This is a genomic window from Knoellia sp. Soil729, from assembly GCF_001427985.1.
GTDB lineage: Bacteria > Actinomycetota > Actinomycetes > Actinomycetales > Dermatophilaceae > Knoellia.
Map to the genome: position 1 here is coordinate 93,507 of NZ_LMSA01000004.1, position 17,955 is coordinate 111,461.

15 protein-coding genes are annotated in these 17,955 nt (G+C 65.8%); 10 read left to right on the forward strand and 5 right to left on the reverse strand.

The features are described 5' to 3' along the window. Positions 1–104 precede the first annotated feature (104 nt). The 6 genes from ASG74_RS14355 to ASG74_RS17250 all read left to right on the forward strand — a co-directional run bounded on the left by ASG74_RS14355 (position 105) and on the right by ASG74_RS17250 (position 5,104). Entirely contained in the window at positions 105–479 is a 375-nt protein-coding gene (locus ASG74_RS14355; protein ID WP_056145056.1) for a DUF6308 family protein, read from the forward strand. 500 nt (positions 480–979) lie between these two features. Beyond that, a complete protein-coding gene (locus ASG74_RS14360) occupies positions 980–1,984 on the forward strand; it encodes a DUF4192 domain-containing protein (protein WP_056145058.1) in 1,005 nt (334 codons plus the stop codon). Positions 1,985–2,177: 193 nt separating this feature from the next. Then, on the forward strand, positions 2,178–3,068 hold the full coding sequence (locus ASG74_RS14365; RefSeq protein WP_056145061.1) for a hypothetical protein: 891 nt from the start codon (positions 2,178–2,180) through the stop codon (positions 3,066–3,068). 69 nt (positions 3,069–3,137) lie between these two features. Next, on the forward strand, positions 3,138–3,377 hold the full coding sequence (locus ASG74_RS14370; protein WP_056145063.1) for a hypothetical protein: 240 nt from the start codon (positions 3,138–3,140) through the stop codon (positions 3,375–3,377). A gap of 131 nt (positions 3,378–3,508) precedes the next feature. Then, the gene (locus ASG74_RS14375) at positions 3,509–4,075 is read left to right on the forward strand and encodes a hypothetical protein (RefSeq protein ID WP_056145065.1); all 567 of its coding nucleotides are present in this window, start codon (positions 3,509–3,511) and stop codon (positions 4,073–4,075) included. A gap of 126 nt (positions 4,076–4,201) precedes the next feature. Further along, positions 4,202–5,104: a hypothetical protein gene (locus ASG74_RS17250; RefSeq protein WP_156465419.1), complete on the forward strand. Its 903-nt coding sequence runs from the start codon at positions 4,202–4,204 to the stop codon at positions 5,102–5,104. 334 nt (positions 5,105–5,438) lie between these two features. Here the strand turns inward: ASG74_RS17250 and ASG74_RS14390 are convergent, their stop codons facing one another. Then, positions 5,439–5,717 (reverse strand): hypothetical protein, encoded by a 279-nt coding sequence (locus ASG74_RS14390; RefSeq protein ID WP_056145073.1) that lies wholly within the window; start codon positions 5,715–5,717, stop codon positions 5,439–5,441. Positions 5,718–5,871: 154 nt separating this feature from the next. Between ASG74_RS14390 and ASG74_RS14395 the strand changes: the two genes are divergently transcribed. The 4 genes from ASG74_RS14395 (at position 5,872) to ASG74_RS17265 (ending at position 10,648) form a co-directional block, all read left to right on the forward strand. Then, on the forward strand, positions 5,872–6,465 hold the full coding sequence (locus ASG74_RS14395) for a recombinase family protein (RefSeq protein ID WP_056145076.1): 594 nt from the start codon (positions 5,872–5,874) through the stop codon (positions 6,463–6,465). 161 nt (positions 6,466–6,626) lie between these two features. Continuing rightward, positions 6,627–7,157, forward strand: coding sequence for a hypothetical protein (locus tag ASG74_RS17255; RefSeq protein ID WP_156465420.1), 531 nt, complete (start codon positions 6,627–6,629; stop codon positions 7,155–7,157). A gap of 392 nt (positions 7,158–7,549) precedes the next feature. Further along, positions 7,550–9,196: a hypothetical protein gene (locus ASG74_RS17260; protein ID WP_156465421.1), complete on the forward strand. Its 1,647-nt coding sequence runs from the start codon at positions 7,550–7,552 to the stop codon at positions 9,194–9,196. A gap of 258 nt (positions 9,197–9,454) precedes the next feature. Then, the gene (locus ASG74_RS17265) at positions 9,455–10,648 is read left to right on the forward strand and encodes a hypothetical protein (protein ID WP_156465422.1); all 1,194 of its coding nucleotides are present in this window, start codon (positions 9,455–9,457) and stop codon (positions 10,646–10,648) included. On the opposite strand, the gene ASG74_RS14415 is transcribed toward ASG74_RS17265, so the two are convergent. From ASG74_RS14415 to ASG74_RS14435, 4 genes are all read right to left on the reverse strand, one after another. Then, on the reverse strand, positions 10,637–11,866 hold the full coding sequence (locus ASG74_RS14415; RefSeq protein ID WP_056145087.1) for a PGN_0703 family putative restriction endonuclease: 1,230 nt from the start codon (positions 11,864–11,866) through the stop codon (positions 10,637–10,639). The two genes, ASG74_RS17265 and ASG74_RS14415, sit on opposite strands and share 12 nt — an antisense overlap. Positions 11,867–11,927: 61 nt before the next feature. Beyond that, positions 11,928–15,686 (reverse strand): DNA polymerase, encoded by a 3,759-nt coding sequence (locus tag ASG74_RS14420; RefSeq protein WP_162252809.1) that lies wholly within the window; start codon positions 15,684–15,686, stop codon positions 11,928–11,930. 569 nt (positions 15,687–16,255) lie between these two features. Beyond that, positions 16,256–16,654: a hypothetical protein gene (locus ASG74_RS17775; RefSeq protein ID WP_235499005.1), complete on the reverse strand. Its 399-nt coding sequence runs from the start codon at positions 16,652–16,654 to the stop codon at positions 16,256–16,258. Positions 16,655–16,929: 275 nt separating this feature from the next. Continuing rightward, positions 16,930–17,859 carry a tyrosine-type recombinase/integrase gene (locus ASG74_RS14435; RefSeq protein ID WP_235499007.1) on the reverse strand — a complete coding sequence of 310 codons (930 nt, stop codon included), beginning with the start codon at positions 17,857–17,859 and terminating at the stop codon, positions 16,930–16,932. Between the last annotated feature and the right edge of the window lie 96 nt (positions 17,860–17,955).

A 17,955-nucleotide genomic window follows, 5' to 3' on the forward strand; every position in this document is an offset into this window, starting at 1 on the left:
AAGGTTATCGCTGGCAACCCTCTGTGATGAGACCGCGAACTCGGGGTGCTTAAGACACGACTATGTAGGTCACGCCTGACGAAAACAGGAAGCCTGCTACCGCAGTGACCAAGGTCGGACAGCAGTCAGCCGAGCAACTCCTGCGGCTGGGCGTGGACGGCTTCGGCCCGTTCAGTAGCGCCGAACAGTGGGACCGCGATGCGCTAAGGGGCCGTTCGAAAGATGAGGCGGTGAAGGTCTTAGTACGCAACCACTTCTTGGTAGCGGGCAATCAGGGCTTGCTCACCAATATCGGCGGCTTCATCACGATGCCGGTGACCATGCTCGCCAACATTCGGGCGGCGTTGCAAGCAGGCGGCCAAGCTTTGCATCATCGCCTCCTGGCCCTGCGGGATGAGGCGGATCTTCCCGCATCCGTGAGCGCTTTGCGGGTGTTCTACGTGATCGCGTGGCGAGATGGGAAGGACCTGGGTCACTAGGGAGCCCGGATCCGAGGCCTCCTATTGGGGCCTCCAGGTCGTCACGGCTCGATCCGCTGATGGCGCAGGCTCTCTGTTGCTCACGGACCTGCCAGAGCGCCCACGCGTCATCGAAACGTTGCAGGGCCTTCTCCGAGGCCTGCAGAGCGATGTTGACGCGTTCCACGCTCTCCTCGAACCGAGCAATCCCGGCATCGACTTTTCGCTCCAACTCCTCCAGGCGGGCAAGTCGCTCAGCGCGTCCGGGATACCTCTTCATCCTGATCAACATGCACCCAACGGTACGCAATGCTGGGGTGAGGGTCGATAAGCCATGCTGGCGTCAGTTCACCTGTGTGACAACGCAATTGGCTGGTAGAATGGCTTTCGTGAGGTAGGGGTAACCACGTCCACTTTGGACTGGAGAAACCCACCTCACCCAGGCTCGCCACACACGTGGCGGGCCTTTTCTCATGCCCGGACCCACTCCGAGCGACCGCCACGGAAAGCGAGGCACCACCATGTCCACAGCCCCTACGATCAGGATGCGCAACACAGCAGACCTCGTCGCGCTCCTGCCCCACCTTCTCGGGTACCACCCAAGCAACGCCCTCGTCCTGGTCTGTCTGCGCGAGGGGCGTATCTGCCTCACCGCGCACCAGCCGCTTCCCCCCACGCGGGAAATCCACCCCGCACTTTGCGACCTGCTGGCTGGGATGGCCAAGGCTGATCCCGAAGGCGTCATCATCGTGGGCTACGAGGTCGCGCGAGCTGCGGCCACGGCGATCAATCTCGCGGCTAAGGCCTGCAGCGAGGTGGGGGTGCGGGTGCACGACCGCATTCTCGTGACCAGCGAAGGATGGCAGTCTCTTGACACTGGGGAGGCGTCAACAACCGCCGGATCGACCTCGGCCGCGATCGCCGAACTGGTGGCCGCTGGCGTCGCCCCTCTTGCCTCACGCGAGGCTTTGGCCGCGGTCCTGGAACCCACCGGTGATGCCGCGAAAGTGGCCCGGCACATCGCCCGGTACACCGCCCGCAGGGACGACGAAGACCTCCTCGAGCTTTTCTGCTCGGCATGGCCCGTTGTCCTGGACGTCCGGGACGGCGCTGGGCAGGTGGCGTCGAAGATTGCGGCGCGGGCTGTGCTCGCTGTGCACGACGTCACCGTTCGGGACCTCCTTGTCGCCCGGCTCACTCCGGGGACCATCGACCCCGACGATGTGCCGGGGACCATGGGTGGCGCGATCCGCTCCCTCCCGAGTCCGGCGTGGGCGAACGACACCGGATGGGACCTGGTCCGCACGCAGAGCCGCCTGCAGGACCGGTTGGTGCGGCTGTGCGCGATGACCCCGGACAGCCACGCGGCCCCGCCACTCACCGTGCTCGCCACCTGGGCGTGGTGGCGCGGAGACGGGGCCCTCTCTCGAGTCGCGGTCGACCGGGCACTGCGCTGCCAGCCGGACTACCGGCTCGCGCTCCTGCTCGAGAAGATGCTCGACCTGGCCATCCCACCGCGCCGCTAGCTCAAACTCCACGCTTCCCACCCCTGTAGGCCCGCCGACCTCGGCGGGCCTTTCGCATGCCCGAAGGACCCGAAGGACCTTCTCGAATGTCCTCACGACAACCGCACTTGGGACACGACGCAGCCGGTCCTTCGGGTCCTTCGCAAGCAAGACAGCTCACCTCACCCATCACCCCACGAAGGAGAACAGCACCATGAGCGCAGCAACCTACGACCGGACACCGCTGTACGCGGTCCCGGCACCCAGCGAGCAGAAGGCCCAGCTCGGCCTGCTGCTCGGACTCCGTCGGCGGGCCCGCCAAGCCCTCGACGCTCTTCTGGCCCTCCCCCGCGGGGCCGCCGGCTGGGTGCTGCGTCACGCACGCACCCTGTTCGACGAGGTCTCCGAGCACCGGATTCTCAGCTGGGCCGCCAGCCGTCTGCAAGACGCCTCACGGTTCCTGCGGTCCGTCGGGGTCATCCCGCTTGCCGCCGCCGTCCTGAGCACCCCGCCGGTGCGGCGCACCGCGGCACGTTGGGGCCGAGCCATCGGCGCGGTCATCGCCACCTTGGGCCGTAACGCGTGGACGCGCACGCACCGCCTCCTCTCCCGCAGAGGCACCATGGGGATCCGTCTGTCCGCGGCCCTCGCCAACGCGGTTTCCATGGTCGCTTCCGCTGTACACGCAGTGACGTCACACCCGGCGGTCCGACAGCTCATGCAGGCACTGAGTGGTCTCTCCGGAGCAGTCCGGCCTGTCAGCCACAGCGTCGTCGCCCACCGTGCCCTGGGCCTACTGGTGCCGACCACATGGCTGCGCGTTGCGCTCGAGGTCTTGGCGCTTCCGCTCATCCTCGCTCCGGCGATGCCAAGCACCTTCCGACGGTCCACATCCGATCCCGTCACGGCGGCGGTTCCGGCTCACGACGGGCCGCCCCAAGAGCCCGTGTTCAACGTGCCTGACGCAACCGCTGACTCCAACGGCCTAGGACCGACCGGCGACGACGGTGAGCAGCCCATCGACCTCGAGCCACGCAACCGCGCTGAGCGCCGTGCACAACAGCAGGAGCAGGCCCGCGCACGCCGGCACCACATCCGGCACTGACCCCACCCACCCCCTGCTGGCGGGGCACACCCGGCCCCGCCAGCCCTTGCCCTACAGAAGGGACCGCCCGTGTTGATCATCTTTAGCGTCGCTGCGGCCGCGGCGTTCGTCGTAGTTGCCTACACCAAGCTCAGGGAGCACTCACCCGAGGCCGGCACCGCCGGCCTCCGGGCCGTGCGTGAACTCGCCGCCATCGTTGTCGTCTGCACGAAGGCCGTCGAAGGCGTCGTTGACGTCCTCGGGGGATCGCATCGCGCTCCCGTCTACGGCCAACGCGACTTCCTCTACGACGAGCCAGACTACGGCTGATCCCCCGATTCCCCTTGGCGGCCGGATGTTCCCGGTCACCATGGGGCATGACCGCCACACCTTCGACACCGTCAGGAACTTCCGCGCCGATCCCACCCCCGCCCCCAGGGGACCAGTGGGTAAGACGCATCGTGCCTTTCGTCGAGGACGCAATCGAGGAGCTCGTCCGGCAGTACATCGAGCACCCCTACGCCCACCGCGTCGAACACTCGCTGCATGCCGAGTTCTACCGCATCCTCACCGGCCATCCGCACCTGTCGCGCCGATACCCCTTGGGTACCACGGGGTACCGGACCGGCCTCGTCCACAAGGAGTGGCCGGAGACAGTCCCCCGCCCAGACAAGGCCGGGCGACGGGGGAACTTCGACATCGTCATCCTTGCCCCGACACAGCTTGCCGCAATCAGTTCCATCGACCAGTTCACTCGCGGCGAGATCGCTGCACCCATCGTCATTGAACTGGGATTGGGCTATGGAGAAACCCACCTGACCGGCGATGTCATCAAGCTGAGAACCAGCCGCGTGCACCACCCCTACCTCGTGCACTTCTCGCACGTCCGCTCCCGCCGGCACGCCGCGACAGAAACGGCAGTCATGAAGGTCCAACCACCCCTTCAAGTCGCATACGTCCGCCACGACCCGGGGGCCAAGACCATCTACATCAAGCACCTCGCGGACACCACCATCAAAACAACTTAAGACGAGGCTCGTCGTAGCTGACGCGTCCAAGGGAAGTAGTAGCTCACCGTCAGCCGCTCAATCCCAGTGGGGATCCGCACATTCCTCGAAAGGCGCACGGCTCAAGGGACGGGAACCTACGCTGACATGAGGGACGACGAGGGGAAGCGGCAAGTGGAAATGGCCAGGAAGCCGGGCTGGTACTACGCGGGCAACGGCCAGCTCCGCTACATGGACGCCGACGGGTGGACCGACGAATACCGCAACATCGACGAGCACGCACCTTCCACGGCACGTGGCACCAACTTCGAAGCGCCACTCGCCGCGACGAGCACCTCTAGGTCGGAGCCGAACCGGTACAAGGGATGGCTCATCGGCGTGACAGCGGCCACGGTCACCGCCGTTGCAGTCAGCACCGCTTGGGCCTCCGGCCTTGTCCCCGGTAGCCACGTCGTGCCCTCCGCCGCAATCACAACATCCGCCGCCGCGACGAAGGAGAAGCCGGCAAACCAAGCGAGCCTGGGAAAGATCACGACATCGCCGAAAAAGGCGGCACCCACCCCCGCCAAGAAGGTACCCGCCCCGACCACACCGGCGCCCACCCCCGCCAAAAAGGCACCCACCCCCGCGAAAAAGGCACCCGCCCCGACCAAACAAGCCGTCCCCACCAAGAGAGCGATCGCACCGTCTCCGTCAATTGTCGTGAGCGACTTCGACGAGGAGTGGGCACTGGCCAAGGCTGCCGACATCACCGAAGACATCGCAACGGTGGACGAGCGTCTGGGTGACGGGATCCAAGTCCCCGGTGCTCTGACGCTCCTCAGCGGCAGTTACAGGCGGCTGGCCAACGCCGGCGTCCCCCCCGGCCTCGACCGGGCCCAGTATCTTGCCCGCGTCAAGACACTGGAGTCCTTCGCAGCCCAAGCAGCCGACGAGTACGAATGGGACCCGTCCAGCGCAACCGCGAAGTACCTCGTGGCGCGCGAGGAGACCGGCGTGCTGTTCAAGCAGATCAACGGCGCCATCGGATCGAACCTTCGACTGCCTTGAGAGGTGCCGAAACGGTCTTCCCTCTCCCGCATGCAGGACAACAGCGCTCACGAGCCCCGGCGGGAGGCCCGCAGCGGCAGCCGCTTCACACATTGAAACGAGCTCCCGCGTCTCGCCTCGCCTGCTACAACTCGCCAAGCAAGAAGCGGCGCTGAGGCACCTGCCACCACCTGGCCCGGAGAAGTGAGGAACTCGTCTTCGGGACGTCGCAACAGGGCAGGTGGGCGACAACCCCCATGTACGCAGCCTCCGACTGCCCAACTCAGGGGCCCGCAGCGACGTATGCGCCGGACAGTCCAAGCCCAGGAACCCCACCGAGGCTTGCGCGCAGGCCCTACCAGTCTCCCCCGCGGATTCGGCCGTCCATCAAAATCGCCCAAGTGTAGGCCGAACCCTGTCGATCCTTGATGTCACTCGGACGTTCCGCCGGCATGGAGGCCAGGGCTCGGGCGAAGTTCGTGCAAGAGAGCGAGCGGTTGACCTCACGCCCGTCGCGAGTGACCCGCAAGTACGCCCCGGGCGCCCGGTAGGTGAACTCGAGCTCGGTGATCGTGGTGAACGGCTGTCCGGCGTGGCGCCCAATCCGCGCCCACACTTCGTCGATGCCCACCACGCGCTCAGAATGCCACGTCCTGCCAAACGTTGGGCATCACAATCCTGTGTCTGCCTGAGGTAGACCCCAACCAGACACCCCACCCTTGGGCCCCAGACCGTCCGTCTGGGGCCCAACCCGTTGTTGTTGGACACATCTGCAAGGAGGTCTTGACATGCCCGGACAGGTCATCGGCTATGTCCGCGTCTCCAGCGCCGACCAGAACCCCGAACGCCAGATCCTTGCCATCCGTTCGGCCACAGGAGCCGAGCCCGATCGCTGGTTCACCGACCACTCATCGGGTAGCAGCACCGACCGCCCCGCCCTGGCGGCCATGCTCATTCACGTGCGCGACCAAGACGTCATCGTCGTCGCCTCCATGGACCGCCTCGCTCGATCCGTCGTGGACCTCGACCAGCTCGTCACGCGGCTCACACGCCAAGGCGTGACCGTCCGCTTCCTCAAGGAAGGGCTCACCTTCCAGCCAGCAGCTCAGGCAGATCCACTGGCGGTCTTCCAGTTGCAGGTCATGGGCGCCTTCGCCCAACTTGAACGCGCCCTTATCCGGGATCGCCAACGCGAGGGCATCGAGGCAGCCAAGGACCGCGGGGTCTACCGCGGGCGAGCCCGGCGCCTTTCCCCCGAGCAGGTGGTGGCAGCGAAGGCGGAGGTCAGTTCCGGAGTGCCAAAGACCGTGGTTGCTCGCCGCCTGGGCATTGCGAGGCAGACCCTCTATGACGCACTCTCGACCCCCTCTGCGGCCGAATAGCCAAGATGCCCCCACGCGCCACGGCGCGTGGGGGCCAGGGTCCCTTTCGTGTTTCTGCCGCCTCGCAGGTCTGTAACGTCACGCATTCACTCATCGCAGCCTGGGCGATTGTTTGGCTCGATCACCAGACGACGCTCCTTGGGGGGTTGTACGGTCCCTTCGTGGCGACCAACTTCATGCAGCGTCTTGGGGAACGTTGGGACGAGCGAGAAGAGGGCCTTGAGTCGGCCATCGTCCACTCCTCACTCAAAATCGCTGCCGAGACGCAAGTTGTCTGGGATTTCGTAGTTGCACCGGAGTCGGCACTCCTTCTCGGCGACCAGGTCGTGAAGGCCTTCCGTGTCCCCCACACTCCAACAGCTCAGCCAGGCGAGCAGATCTGTGTGGTGACAGAGGATGACGGCCGACTGTCAGTAGGGATCATCGAAACAGTGGCTCTCGAACCGCGGGAGTTCTTGCTGTCCCGCTGGCTGACCGGCCCCACCGAACTGCTGGAGAAGACTACCCTGACGCCGACTGGCCAAGGTGGAACAACAATCACACTTCGACTCGCCATGCGCGTCGAGCTCGGGACGGCGCGACAGGTACGCCCGTTACTTGAAAGACACGTCAGCCAGACGTTGCGCCGGCTTCGCGCTGCTGTGGAGTCAGGCGTCAAATTCCCACAAGAACAACCGCTGCCACCGGTCTAGACGTCTTCGGCTTGCCACACGCCCTGCGGCATGGCCGGGTGAGTCTCCTACTGGGTGGCGCGCCTCCTAGGTTCCTCTCTGGACCTACTGATCGTTCTGCGGATTCTGTGAAGTCTCCCTGCCAATTGATCAGCCGCCGCGCACGACGCTACCGACCGGCGGCGGTCGCGGACATCTGCCAGACCGCCGAGGGGTAAGGTGCGAAAATCGCATGCCTGTTTGCCTCAGCCCACCACGAAGACTGCCTGGATCGCTAGCATCCAAGGCGTAAGAGCGTTGTGATCCGAGCGAACTGCGGTCCTCGATGTCATGGCGATCTAGCCTGCGGGCGACCAACTCAACGGGGGTGAACAGTGGCGCGTCGAGCAACGGCGGAGCGGGACTCTGAAATCGTGAACCTATACGAGCAGGGCGTCCCAGGCACTGACCTGGCAGAGCGCTACGGAGTGACCCGCCAACGGATCGATCAAATCCTCAAGGCGCGCGGTGCCATGGACGCTGTGCAGGCGAGGGCGGTGCGATCCGAGCGCCGGGCAAGCGAACGCTTCGAAGGTGTACAGGCTTTCCTTGATGAGCACGATACGAGCCTGCGCTCACTCGCCAATTCGGGCGCCACGCGTACAGAGGTTGAGAGCAAGTTCGCACTCCTCACACCTGAAACATCAGCGGACATAGTCCGCGAGGCAATCAGGCGCTCCGGGGTGCTCTTTGATGTGAACCGGGAGGAGTACCACTTCGGACAGTCCGTCGTCGAAGCCGGGGTTTGGTACATCCTCGCGAGCGCTAACGCGCTACGGGGCGATCTGCCGGTCGCACTCGCTGAACTCAGCTTGGACGAGATGACAGAGGTGGCTCAAGCACTGGCAAGGCTTGGGATCGGTCCTGAGCGATCCAAAGAGGTGCTTGTCTCGGTCGCCGCGGCACGGCGCCAACTTATCGCCGCTCCGGACCTGACGATCTCGAAGAAGAGGTACGACGAGCAGCGAAGCGTGGCGCTGATTCACTTGGGACTCACCGGCGGCCACGGGTCGCTGGTGTGGCCGCCCACGTCTCAGACGGTTATGAAGCGGCTGGGCAGTGGCTATTGGAAGGACGCGCTTGCGTCCATCGGCATCACCGCATCGGGGCTAGGGAGATCTCGAGGGCTCATCGTCTTCGAGGAGTCTGACTATCAGAGCGCGATGACAGACTTCTTGCATCACTGTGCTGCGACGGAGAGTCCTGAGTCGTTCGACTCTTTCGAAGCCTGGGTGAGCAATGAAGACCGACTTGGCCGGCAGCGTCCGTCCGGAGCGGCCGTTCGGAACTTTTACCAGTCTTGGACTAACGCAAAGCGAACGGCCCTAACGGGTTGGTCGGTGCAGTCTGCGCGACCGAGCGCTACAAGCACCGCTGCGTCTGCTGCCCGCACCGCGCTCCACGATGCAAGCAATGCCCATCGCTCAGCCCTAGATCAGTTGTCAGGCCTCCCTGCGAGGGACCGTGCCGCGGCCCTAGTCACATTCGTGAAAGACCATATGGGAGTCTTCGAAGCGCGCCGACGCGTATGGTTCCGAGCAATCGTCAAGAGCGATCCGGGAGCCATCACGCGCAGACTCGCTGCGCCCGGATTGAAGCCAGCACAACGATTATTGCTCGAAGCCACGCCGCCCGACCTAGACGCCGTGCTGACGGACATGTACCTGGATCGGCTCCTCGGCACCACCGAAGGACTTCGGAGCACGGACGGCTGGCTGGAGAGCGATGCTCAAGCCGAACTGGATTCGATCCCGGAGGTAGACCTGTCGGCAATGCGGGTGATGCGGGAACTGCGCAACTTCTTCACGCACGACTCCGCTGAGTCCCAGAGCCGCCTCACTACAGCAATGAGTGAGCTCGGCGAACTCGACGATCGGTTTCGGACTGATCGGCCCCTGACGCGCAGATTCATCTGCCGATGGCTCCTCAGCGACGATGCGAACCGCCTTGCGGCCCTCTCCGGTTCAGTTCTCGCTGCATGGAGAGGCATGTTGGCGGCCGAGGCGGTGGCCTCCGGCTAATGCTGACCCGCACGCTGGTCGGCATGAGCGCGAGGAACGCGGTTGACCTCAGGTGGCGGCGGTCGGCACACCACGTATCGGATAAGACAAGCAGCAGCGCCTTGGCGCGTGGGGACACTGACCGCTTTTGCGTGTCTGCAGCTCCAAGGCCCATGGCTAAGCGCGCGCGCCCGTCGACGGTGATGGCCTTCGCGGATGGCCGACTGAACGCGCTCGAACTCGCTACCTTCAGACCATGACGAGTGGGCGAAGTGCAGCATGACGGCCAAGGAAGACCGGGAGTTGTTTGCCCAAGGATCCGCTGACCTGCTGGCTGAGAAGGCGGGTGCGGAGCCGTCTACACGGCTGTCCGCGAAGGGTCGAAGCAGCCGCTTCGTCTGGTACCAAGACGTGGGCACCCTCACCTTGGTCGTTGGTGCGCAGGAACGAGGCGACGTCGACAAAGCACTCGCTATTGGGCTGGCGGAGCGCGGTAAGCGTGACCTGGCACTGGTGCTGCCGCGCGGGTGGCACGAGCCGACGTTGCACCGTTGGGCTTGGCTGTACGAGGCGCTGCCCCTGCGAGTCTGGTCGCATCACGGCGGAGGAGTCTCAGAGGAGGACCGGCCGACGCGAAAGGCCTCGATGGCCGTGGTTGAAGGTGGCGAGGACCCACATCTGCACTTGGGTGATCGGACAGCCTGGGTCGAGGACTTGATGCGCTGGGCGGGCGACCAACAGAATCTCGAGCCCTCCCATCGACGCGACGTGCGAGCGTGGCAATGCCGAGGCCAGCGTGTGCTGCGCGTGGCCCGCACCAAGGACGGTCTCCGGGTTGTTGCCGGAATCGACTGGAGCACTGCGTCAGGGAACCCTCCGGCGATGACCCTCGACATATCCGGTTCACTGTCAGGAGCCGCAGAGCAAACCGTTCGAGACCGGGTGCTGCAGGGCTGCGCAGAGAGATTGAAGGGGGTCGCGCACAAGGCCGACGAGCACTGGCTTCAATCGGTGCTGCGGCGCCACCCTGAGGCTCTCGGGTTGGAGCAGCCAGTGCTGCGCGAGTTGCCTGCCTGGCGGCCCGGCGGATCGCTGGGGACGGGACAGACGACGCCGCGTGGGCGCGGTTTCGTCGACTTGGCTGGCTTGGACGCCGCCGGCACTCTGCTTCTCGTGGAGACCAAGCTCGGAGCTGACGACATGCTCGTCCTGCAGGGGTTGGACTACTTGATCTGGGCTGAGGCCAACCGCGAGCGGCTCACCACCCGGCTCGACGCAAGAAAGTCGATCCCGTTCGAGATCTCGTACTGCGTCGGTGGCAAGAAGGGCGGGGACCCGTCCTGGAGCCGACACGCCAAGGCCCAGCTGAGCGCCTTGGCTCCCGACCTGCGCTGGCACGTCCAAGAGGTCACCAACTGGACCGATGACGCTCCTAAGGCCGTCCGGTCCCCGCTGCGGCAACTACCCGTCTAGCGCTCGGTCGGCGTTGACGCCCTGCTGTCGCCGCTCCACTTCAGCCTCCATCCGCTCGGCGAGGTCACGCAGCTCGCTGAGTCTGAGCGGGTAGCCGAGGTACTCGTACTTTGAACCCATCCACAGGGTGACGCCGACCTGATCTACGACCGCGGTTCCGTCGTCGTACTCGAAGAGCTGGAATGTAAGGGAGTCCGAGCTGTCCGCTTCTGTGAGGGCGTATAGGTTCTCAGTGTTGAAGGCGACATCGCTGGCGTACCGGTTGACGTACTCCGGGCTGGTCACCGTCGGGTCAAGGAGTGCGTCAGAGTCCATGACAAGGAACCGGTCCGGGCTTCGCAGGAGTTGCTGCCAAACTTGGTCGACCGTCTCGCCCAGTGCCCGGTGCGAGTCCCGCACCAGCGACTGCTGGTAGGCGTCGTTCGCCGCTGGGTGAACGTGGACGACGCGAACTACGTCGGCGTCGAGCACCCGGTTCTTCTCCAGCTGGTGGGCCAGCAGCTGTTGCCGCACCAGCTGGTAGAACGGCCCGTCCAAGATGTCCTCGAACGACAGGACGTCCTCGCGAACGGGGCCGGCTGGATCGCTCCACGTGGTGAAGTACCGCCGGCGGCGTGTCGCGTCCTTGGCCGGGTCGGGCCGGCGCGCGGTGCGGTACTCCTCAACGTACTTCCACTCCACTAGGGCAAGCTCAACCTCGCCGTTGCCAGTGCGGTAACGGAAGGCGGCATCGACACTCGTGCAGCGCGCCCCGCGGATCCGCTCGCGGCCGGGCGACTCGTTGAAGTAATCGGTCGGCCCGATGTACTCGAATGTCAGGAACCGGCCCGGCTCGATTTCGAGGACGTGGTGGATGTCCAGGACGTCACCGAAAGCTCGGACGATCCGGTCGGGGTCGTTCACCATCGGCGCCAGGGCGTTGGCGCACTGCACCTGTGAAGACAGCAGATGGTTCGAGGACCCGGTACCGACGCCGGCGTGCCAAGGGATACCCAACTCGGCGAAGAGACTGAGCGCCGTTGCACGCGCTTCGGACAGGAGATTCAGCGAGGCATACTCCCGCGGTAGGCAGAAGTCGTAGGCGACCGTCCCGACCCTGTTCTCTTTGCCGACGTACGGCGCTGACGCCCGCGCCGGCTCGGGAAGAGCCAAGGTACCGGCCTTCCACCGGGCCGCCGCCGCCCGCTGGTCGTCTCGAAAGGACGTGCTTCGGTTCATGACCGCACCGTATGCCCACCTTGTGACTCCACGGCAGTTACGGGTCGCACCGGCCGGATCATCAACTGTCCGAGTCGCCGGCAACGGTGTAGAGCTCCGACCAGCGCCTCCCCGCGTGCTCGTGGGGTTCGGCCGTGATCGGAATGACGAGCCCGGAGGGAGAACGCCATCGGAAGGACATCAGTGCAGCGACTTGGGCTAGCAGGTCTGGAGCCTCCACACGCGGCACGGACAAGACCACCTCGTCATGAAGAAAGAGTCGCAGGTTTTGGAGGAGGCCGGCTTGCTCGAGTCGCAAGAGACCAGTGACAGCCACGTCGAGGGCGGCCGCCTGAGCCACCCGTGCCGGAGCCGTGGTGTACGCGGCAGCAGGATCGACAACGACATATCGGCCTGTTCCCGTGGCTAACCGGCCGCCCACTGCAGCGGTCCGTAGGTTCCCCTGCCATTGCGCCAAGTCGGGGTAGGCCACGCGGTACCCGCGGAGCAGGGCCTCGATCTCCGCCAGGGACTTTCCTGTCTGTTCGGCGATTGACTGGGCGCCCCGCCCGTAGTTGATCCCGTGGGTGATCGCCTTGGCGGCGGAGCGTTGGTCCGTTGTGCCAAAGAACGCCTGGGCCATCGCGCCGTGCGGGTCGATGCCGGTAACCAGATCTGCGTAAGCACGGTCTCCGGACAAGCCCGCTACGCATCGCGCGTCGATCCCAGCGAGATCCACCCCGATCATCACGTGGTCGGACTCGGCCAAGAGGACGTCCCGGTCGGCGAGCAGCGCTGCAGTCCGCCGGCCCGCAGCAAACACGTTCGGGCGCGTGGACGTCCATCTTCCCGTCACTGTGTCCGCGCGGTAGGTGGGGTGGACTCGTTGAGTCTGAGCGTGCACTGCGACGTCTTGGAGGAAGGTGCTCGGTGTCTGCAGTTCGGTGATGATTGCGGCAAGGTCCTTGGCGTCCTCACTTTCGCTTCGCGACGTGACTGCGTCCAGGCTTGCCCGGTCGATAGCCGGGTGGCCATCGACTCCTGACGGCCATCCCGTGTCGGCCACTAGTCCTTGGAGGTGCCGCCTCCCTTCGGTGGACGACCACGGGTGGCTTGCGATGTGGCCACTCGCGGTGTGGGCTGGGAAGCCGAAATCGTGAGTCAGTCGTTGCCGCAGGTTCGTACGACGCCGGGCTGAGTCTTCGAGGCGGCGCAGCACCAAGGGCAGATCCAGGCGGATCCCGTGCAGTGACATCGCCCGCATCACCCGGGGAACCCCCGCTGCGCGGGTCCGGGCATCTTCGGTCGAGTCCAGGTCAATCTCGCGGAGGGGATCGGAGGGATCGGAGGGAAGGTGTCGTGTGGTGCCCGTGCCCCCTAGTTGCGCCGCGCCGCTCGGCGAACCTCCACGTCGGATCAGACCCCCGCTTTCGTCCGGAAGTAAGGATGGCTCCGATCCCTCCGATCCCCCTGATCCCTCCACGTCGAGATTAACGTGCTGGTGAGCCGGGCTAGGAGGGGCGGCGCCACCGGCTGCAGCCGGGGCTGCGGATGCGTCTCCCGTGGCCGGTGCTGGATCTCGCCGTTGATCCAACTTCCATCGGTTGACCTTGCCCTGGGCTCCACCCTTGCCGGGAGTGCCGTGGCGGCGTAGGCGCAGGTTGCCATACCAGCGGTCCTTCACCCTGGCGTACGTCTGGCCGAGTTCTCGGGGGAACCCTCGACCAGTGCAGTCCGCCATGTGCGGAGGCATCTGCTCGATGAGGCCCGACTTCATGTTCTCTACCACTTCGGCGACGGTGAAGGTTTCCTCCCCGAAGGCGCACCACACGTCATGCAGGTGCTCCTCCCAATACCCGGACTCGAAGTCCGCCTCGGCTCGCCACTCACGGGTGTTGCCCAAGAAGCCTTCTACACCTGCGACATGCAGGATCCCGCCGATGATCCGGTCCCACGCCTCGAAACTCCCAAAGCTGACTCCGTTGGGCGCTGTTGGCTGGCCCGCTGCGAACCAAGCCCGGACGAGTGTCAATGTGGCCCCGACGAGCTCGCCCCGGTTGGCTCGGGTCCACGCGCGCAGGTCAGGGTGACGGAACTGAGACGCGTGACGACGATCAGGGTCCGGGTCAGTTGGTCGCAGTGAGATCCGGTACACCCGGCGAGCAAGGTCGCCATGAACCTGCACCTGGTTGCCCAGAGCGACCCATGTCACGGTGTTGGGGTAGTTCGCCATCTGAGACACACCCAAGATGCGGTCGGTGTACGTCGTGGCGGTCAGCGCCCGCGCCAACGACCTGCCCCCGATCGAGTGCGCCTCGTCGAAGACAAACAGTTCGGCCCCGGTCCCGAACGTCGAGGTGATGACCTTTCGCAGCTCGTCGTCGTCGCTTGGGTATGGCAGCGGATGGGCGTTTTCGCCCATGATGAGTATGGCGACGCAGTCGGCCAAAAGGTTCTTCCCGACCCCCATCTGCAGGCCATCGACGACAGCCAAGGGGGCGAGCGGAACGAGACCGCGGATGATCGGCGTCAGCACCAGAGCGAGGACGTTGGCTCTGTCCGCTGCTTCAGCCAGCGGCATGTCTCCGAGCCACTCGACCTGAAGTAGCGTCAGCGCATCACAGACTTCCGCGTGGGACGGGTGAGCGGGCACGGTGACGTCAGCCAAGCCGTCACCCTTGAGCAGAAAGGTGCGGCTCGGCTCGTCGTATCCCGGCGCCTGGCAGATGGTGCCGTCATGCCTGACGAACGGCACGCGGCTGACCCGATCCAGGGGGGTGAACTGCCCAGCCCGTGCGGTGACAGCCGCGAGGACATTGGCGTCCGGCCAAGCGGCGGCCGGACCACTGCGGGTGGGTCGGAAGAAGCGTGCGGTCTCAGCAAGAAGACCGAGGAGGTGTCCACGGTCCACGGCAAGGGTCTTGCCGTTGCTGTCGAGCTCACTGATGACGTCGCCATGGTTGAACAGTCGCCAGCCATCCCACCTGCTAATCATCGAATCGACTGTCCTCTCGAGCAGAAACAGCCGGTCCTGCGTAACGTCGATGGGCGGTCGGGCGATGTCGTCGCTGCCAGGGATGCTGGCTCCGGCTGGCGGCGCCTTGGGGAGTTTCGTCGCCCGGTGCGCCAGTCGGCGAAGGAGCTTTGCGCGCCCTTGTGGCGGGCGATCTCCCAGGAGGTCGTCTAGACCGGCCTTTCCATCGCCAGGCACTCGAGCAAAATTCACGGAGGTGGCACCCTCCAGCTCGAGGGCCTCTTGAAGAGCCTGCCCTGCCTTCCAAACACTCGGATTGGTTGCCAGGTCGGCGTCGAAGACGACAACGACAGGCCTGTCCTCGATCAGCCCCACCAGCTCGGGCAACAGCCGTCCTTCAGCCATGCCGTTCCAGCAGCCGGGAATCCCGACGACCAGCACCCCTGGCCCCGCATGGGCGCCGGCAGACAGAGCCTGCTTGGTGCCCTCAACAATCCAGACTTCGCTTGCGGCATGCGGGTCACCCATGACGTTCAGGAGATGCACACCAGCCGCCTGCAAGTACTTCCGCGGCCGCCCTTCAGCATCAGCGACCGGCACGTCCGGGCGGACCTGGTAGTGGACAGGTTCTCGAGGGCCCCGCCACTCAAACAGCAGCCCCGGAACGATCCCAGCGCCGGCATGGACACTGAGCTCGTACGGCAGGTCCTCCGGCGACGTCACCGACCGAACGCCTCGTTCTGCTGCGAACTCTCGATGGATGCCGGACCTCTCCAGCAGCTCCCGGTGATGCGCGAGAAGCGGAGGGGGCAGTCGGCGAACGTCGGCGCCGCTCACTGCCTCACGGGCGACATCGCTGTCAGCCACCTTCGGTATGCTCTCTTCAGTTGTCTTGGCGGATGACTCGGATGGCGCCCCTGCGGGGCGCCGTTCGCTTGCGGTCATCGCACGGACCTGCTGACCGCGACAGACCGGTTCGCAGCGTCGATGGTGGGCGTGCCATCGCATGTCGCCTGGGTTCCCTCAGAAGGGTCCGAGGATGACTGCGTCGCCTCTGCAAGTAGAGCGGTTGCCTCGCCGAGTTCCGCGAGAGCCGTCCGCTGACTACTGGCCGATCGACGCGATTGCACCGACCGCAGGGCGAGCCGAGTGAAGTGCGCCTTCCGAGCATTGACTGCCCGACGTGCGCGCTCATCCGGGAGCAGTTCTTGCCGAGGGTCGACGAGGTCCTCGAACTTCGCGAGGAAGGCATTCCGCGCTGGCGCGGTGCGTGCCGTCCGGTCGGGTGTGCGGACCCAGGACTCGTGGGCTGCCAGGCGAGCGACGAGCTGTCGCTCGGTGGGCTTGGGTGTGGACATGGCGAACCAAGGTCTCTCCCAGAGTGCGTCACTCCTGGGCTCGCCACCGGCGCTCGCACAATGACCACCTTCAGCGGTCTAACGAGAGAATAGCGCTCCAACGTCGTGCAGCTCGATGACCGTCGCGTCTGGCGTGTCGCGCTGACGGCGCCGCTCACGGTCCTGCAGGTAAGTCTTGTACAGGCGCACCCGGTCGATGGTGCCCGGGCCGTGGTCCGCGCACTTGACCCACAACCGCGCACCCTGCGTGCTTGCCTCCTCGAGGAAAAGCCGGACGACGGTGACGGGAATGGGCTGCCAGCCCGGCAGAGGCCGCCAACCGGCGAGGCGTCGACGCTTCGCCTTCTGCTCCTTCGCCAGGACCGCCGTCGGGGGCGCGAACGCATCGCTGGGATCATTCGGTGGGTCGAAAAAACCGCCGGGCAGCTTGGAGATGAAGAACGGGCCGCGGTCAGTGTTCCAGACCTCGGCGAGCATGTGAGAGGCACCCCTGGCGTGCGGCTGGCTGCAAAGGATGCGCAGGAGTGCACGGGTCGTGGACGGTGGGAGCGGCTCCCACTGGCCCTTCTCGAGGTTCAGACGGCGGTCGGTGACGAGGTAGTTGTACGTGGAGTCGAGCGCGTTCTGATGAGGTCGCCGCGGTTCAGAATCGCCGTCATACGGTTGCAGCGGGTCCTCTTCGGCCCAGGAGGGCCACAGCCCCGTGACCATGCTCCCGTAAGCCCGCGCTGGTCGCTGCGGACGTGCGCGCCTCACAGCTCGCCCAAATTGAGGGTGCGTGCCTCGACGGCGGCGCGGGCCGAGGCCTGCGCCTGGGTGTACCTCAACAACATGTCGGGGCGGGCCCATCCAGCCACGGCCATCAGGCCGGTCTCCGAGCCGCCGGCGGCCAGCCAGCGGTGGGCGGCGGTGTGGCGCATCCGGTGCGGATGGAAGCCCGAGATGCCAGCGGACGCCGCCCGCTCCCCCAGGGACTTGTGCAGAGCGTCGTAGGAGAACTGCTTGCCGCGGTCGCCGAGCCACAGTGCCGAGGAAGTGGCGCCGAGGCGGTGGTGGCGGCGCAGCCGCAGATAGCGGTCGAGGGCCTTGGCGGCGTGCGGACCGACCGGAACGACGCGGCCCTTCCCGCCCTTGCCGCGGCGGATGATCGCGGTGCCGGCAGTCAGGTCAAGGTCCTCCAATGCCATGGCGACGACCTCGCCCGCGCGGGCGCCGGTCTCGAGCATGAGGCGGACGATGGCCTCGTCGCGGCGGTGCCGCAGCGCCACCTGCGGGGTGGCCCCGGCCGGGGGCTGGCAGGCGGCGAGAAGCCGGCGCAGCTGGTCGTCGTCGAGCGGTTCGACGACCTTGACGTCAAGCTTGGGTGAGCGCAGCCCCAGGAACGGGTCGGCGACGATCTCGCTTTCCTCGGCGAGCCAGGCGGTGAACCGGCGCACCGGCAGCTGGCGGGCGCGGATCGTGGCCGGCGCCATCCCGGTCTCGACGAGCTCGGCGACCCAGGCGCGCAGGCTGTCCCGGGCCAGCGGGTCGGCGCCGCCTTGCTGACACCAGTCGAGGTAGAACCGCACTCCGTCGCCGTAGTTCTTCAGCGTCTGCGGCGACTTGCGTTCGGCCCGCAGGGCGAGCATCCAGGACGTCGCCAGCAACCGCAGATCCGGGACGCCAAGGCTGCTCGTGGTCACGCACCGAGCCTAGGGGATATCTGGACTAGGAGCGCTGTGCTGTCCGAATCCGGACAGAAGGATCGGCCAAAAGGAGCGCTGACCTGCGAGGATGCG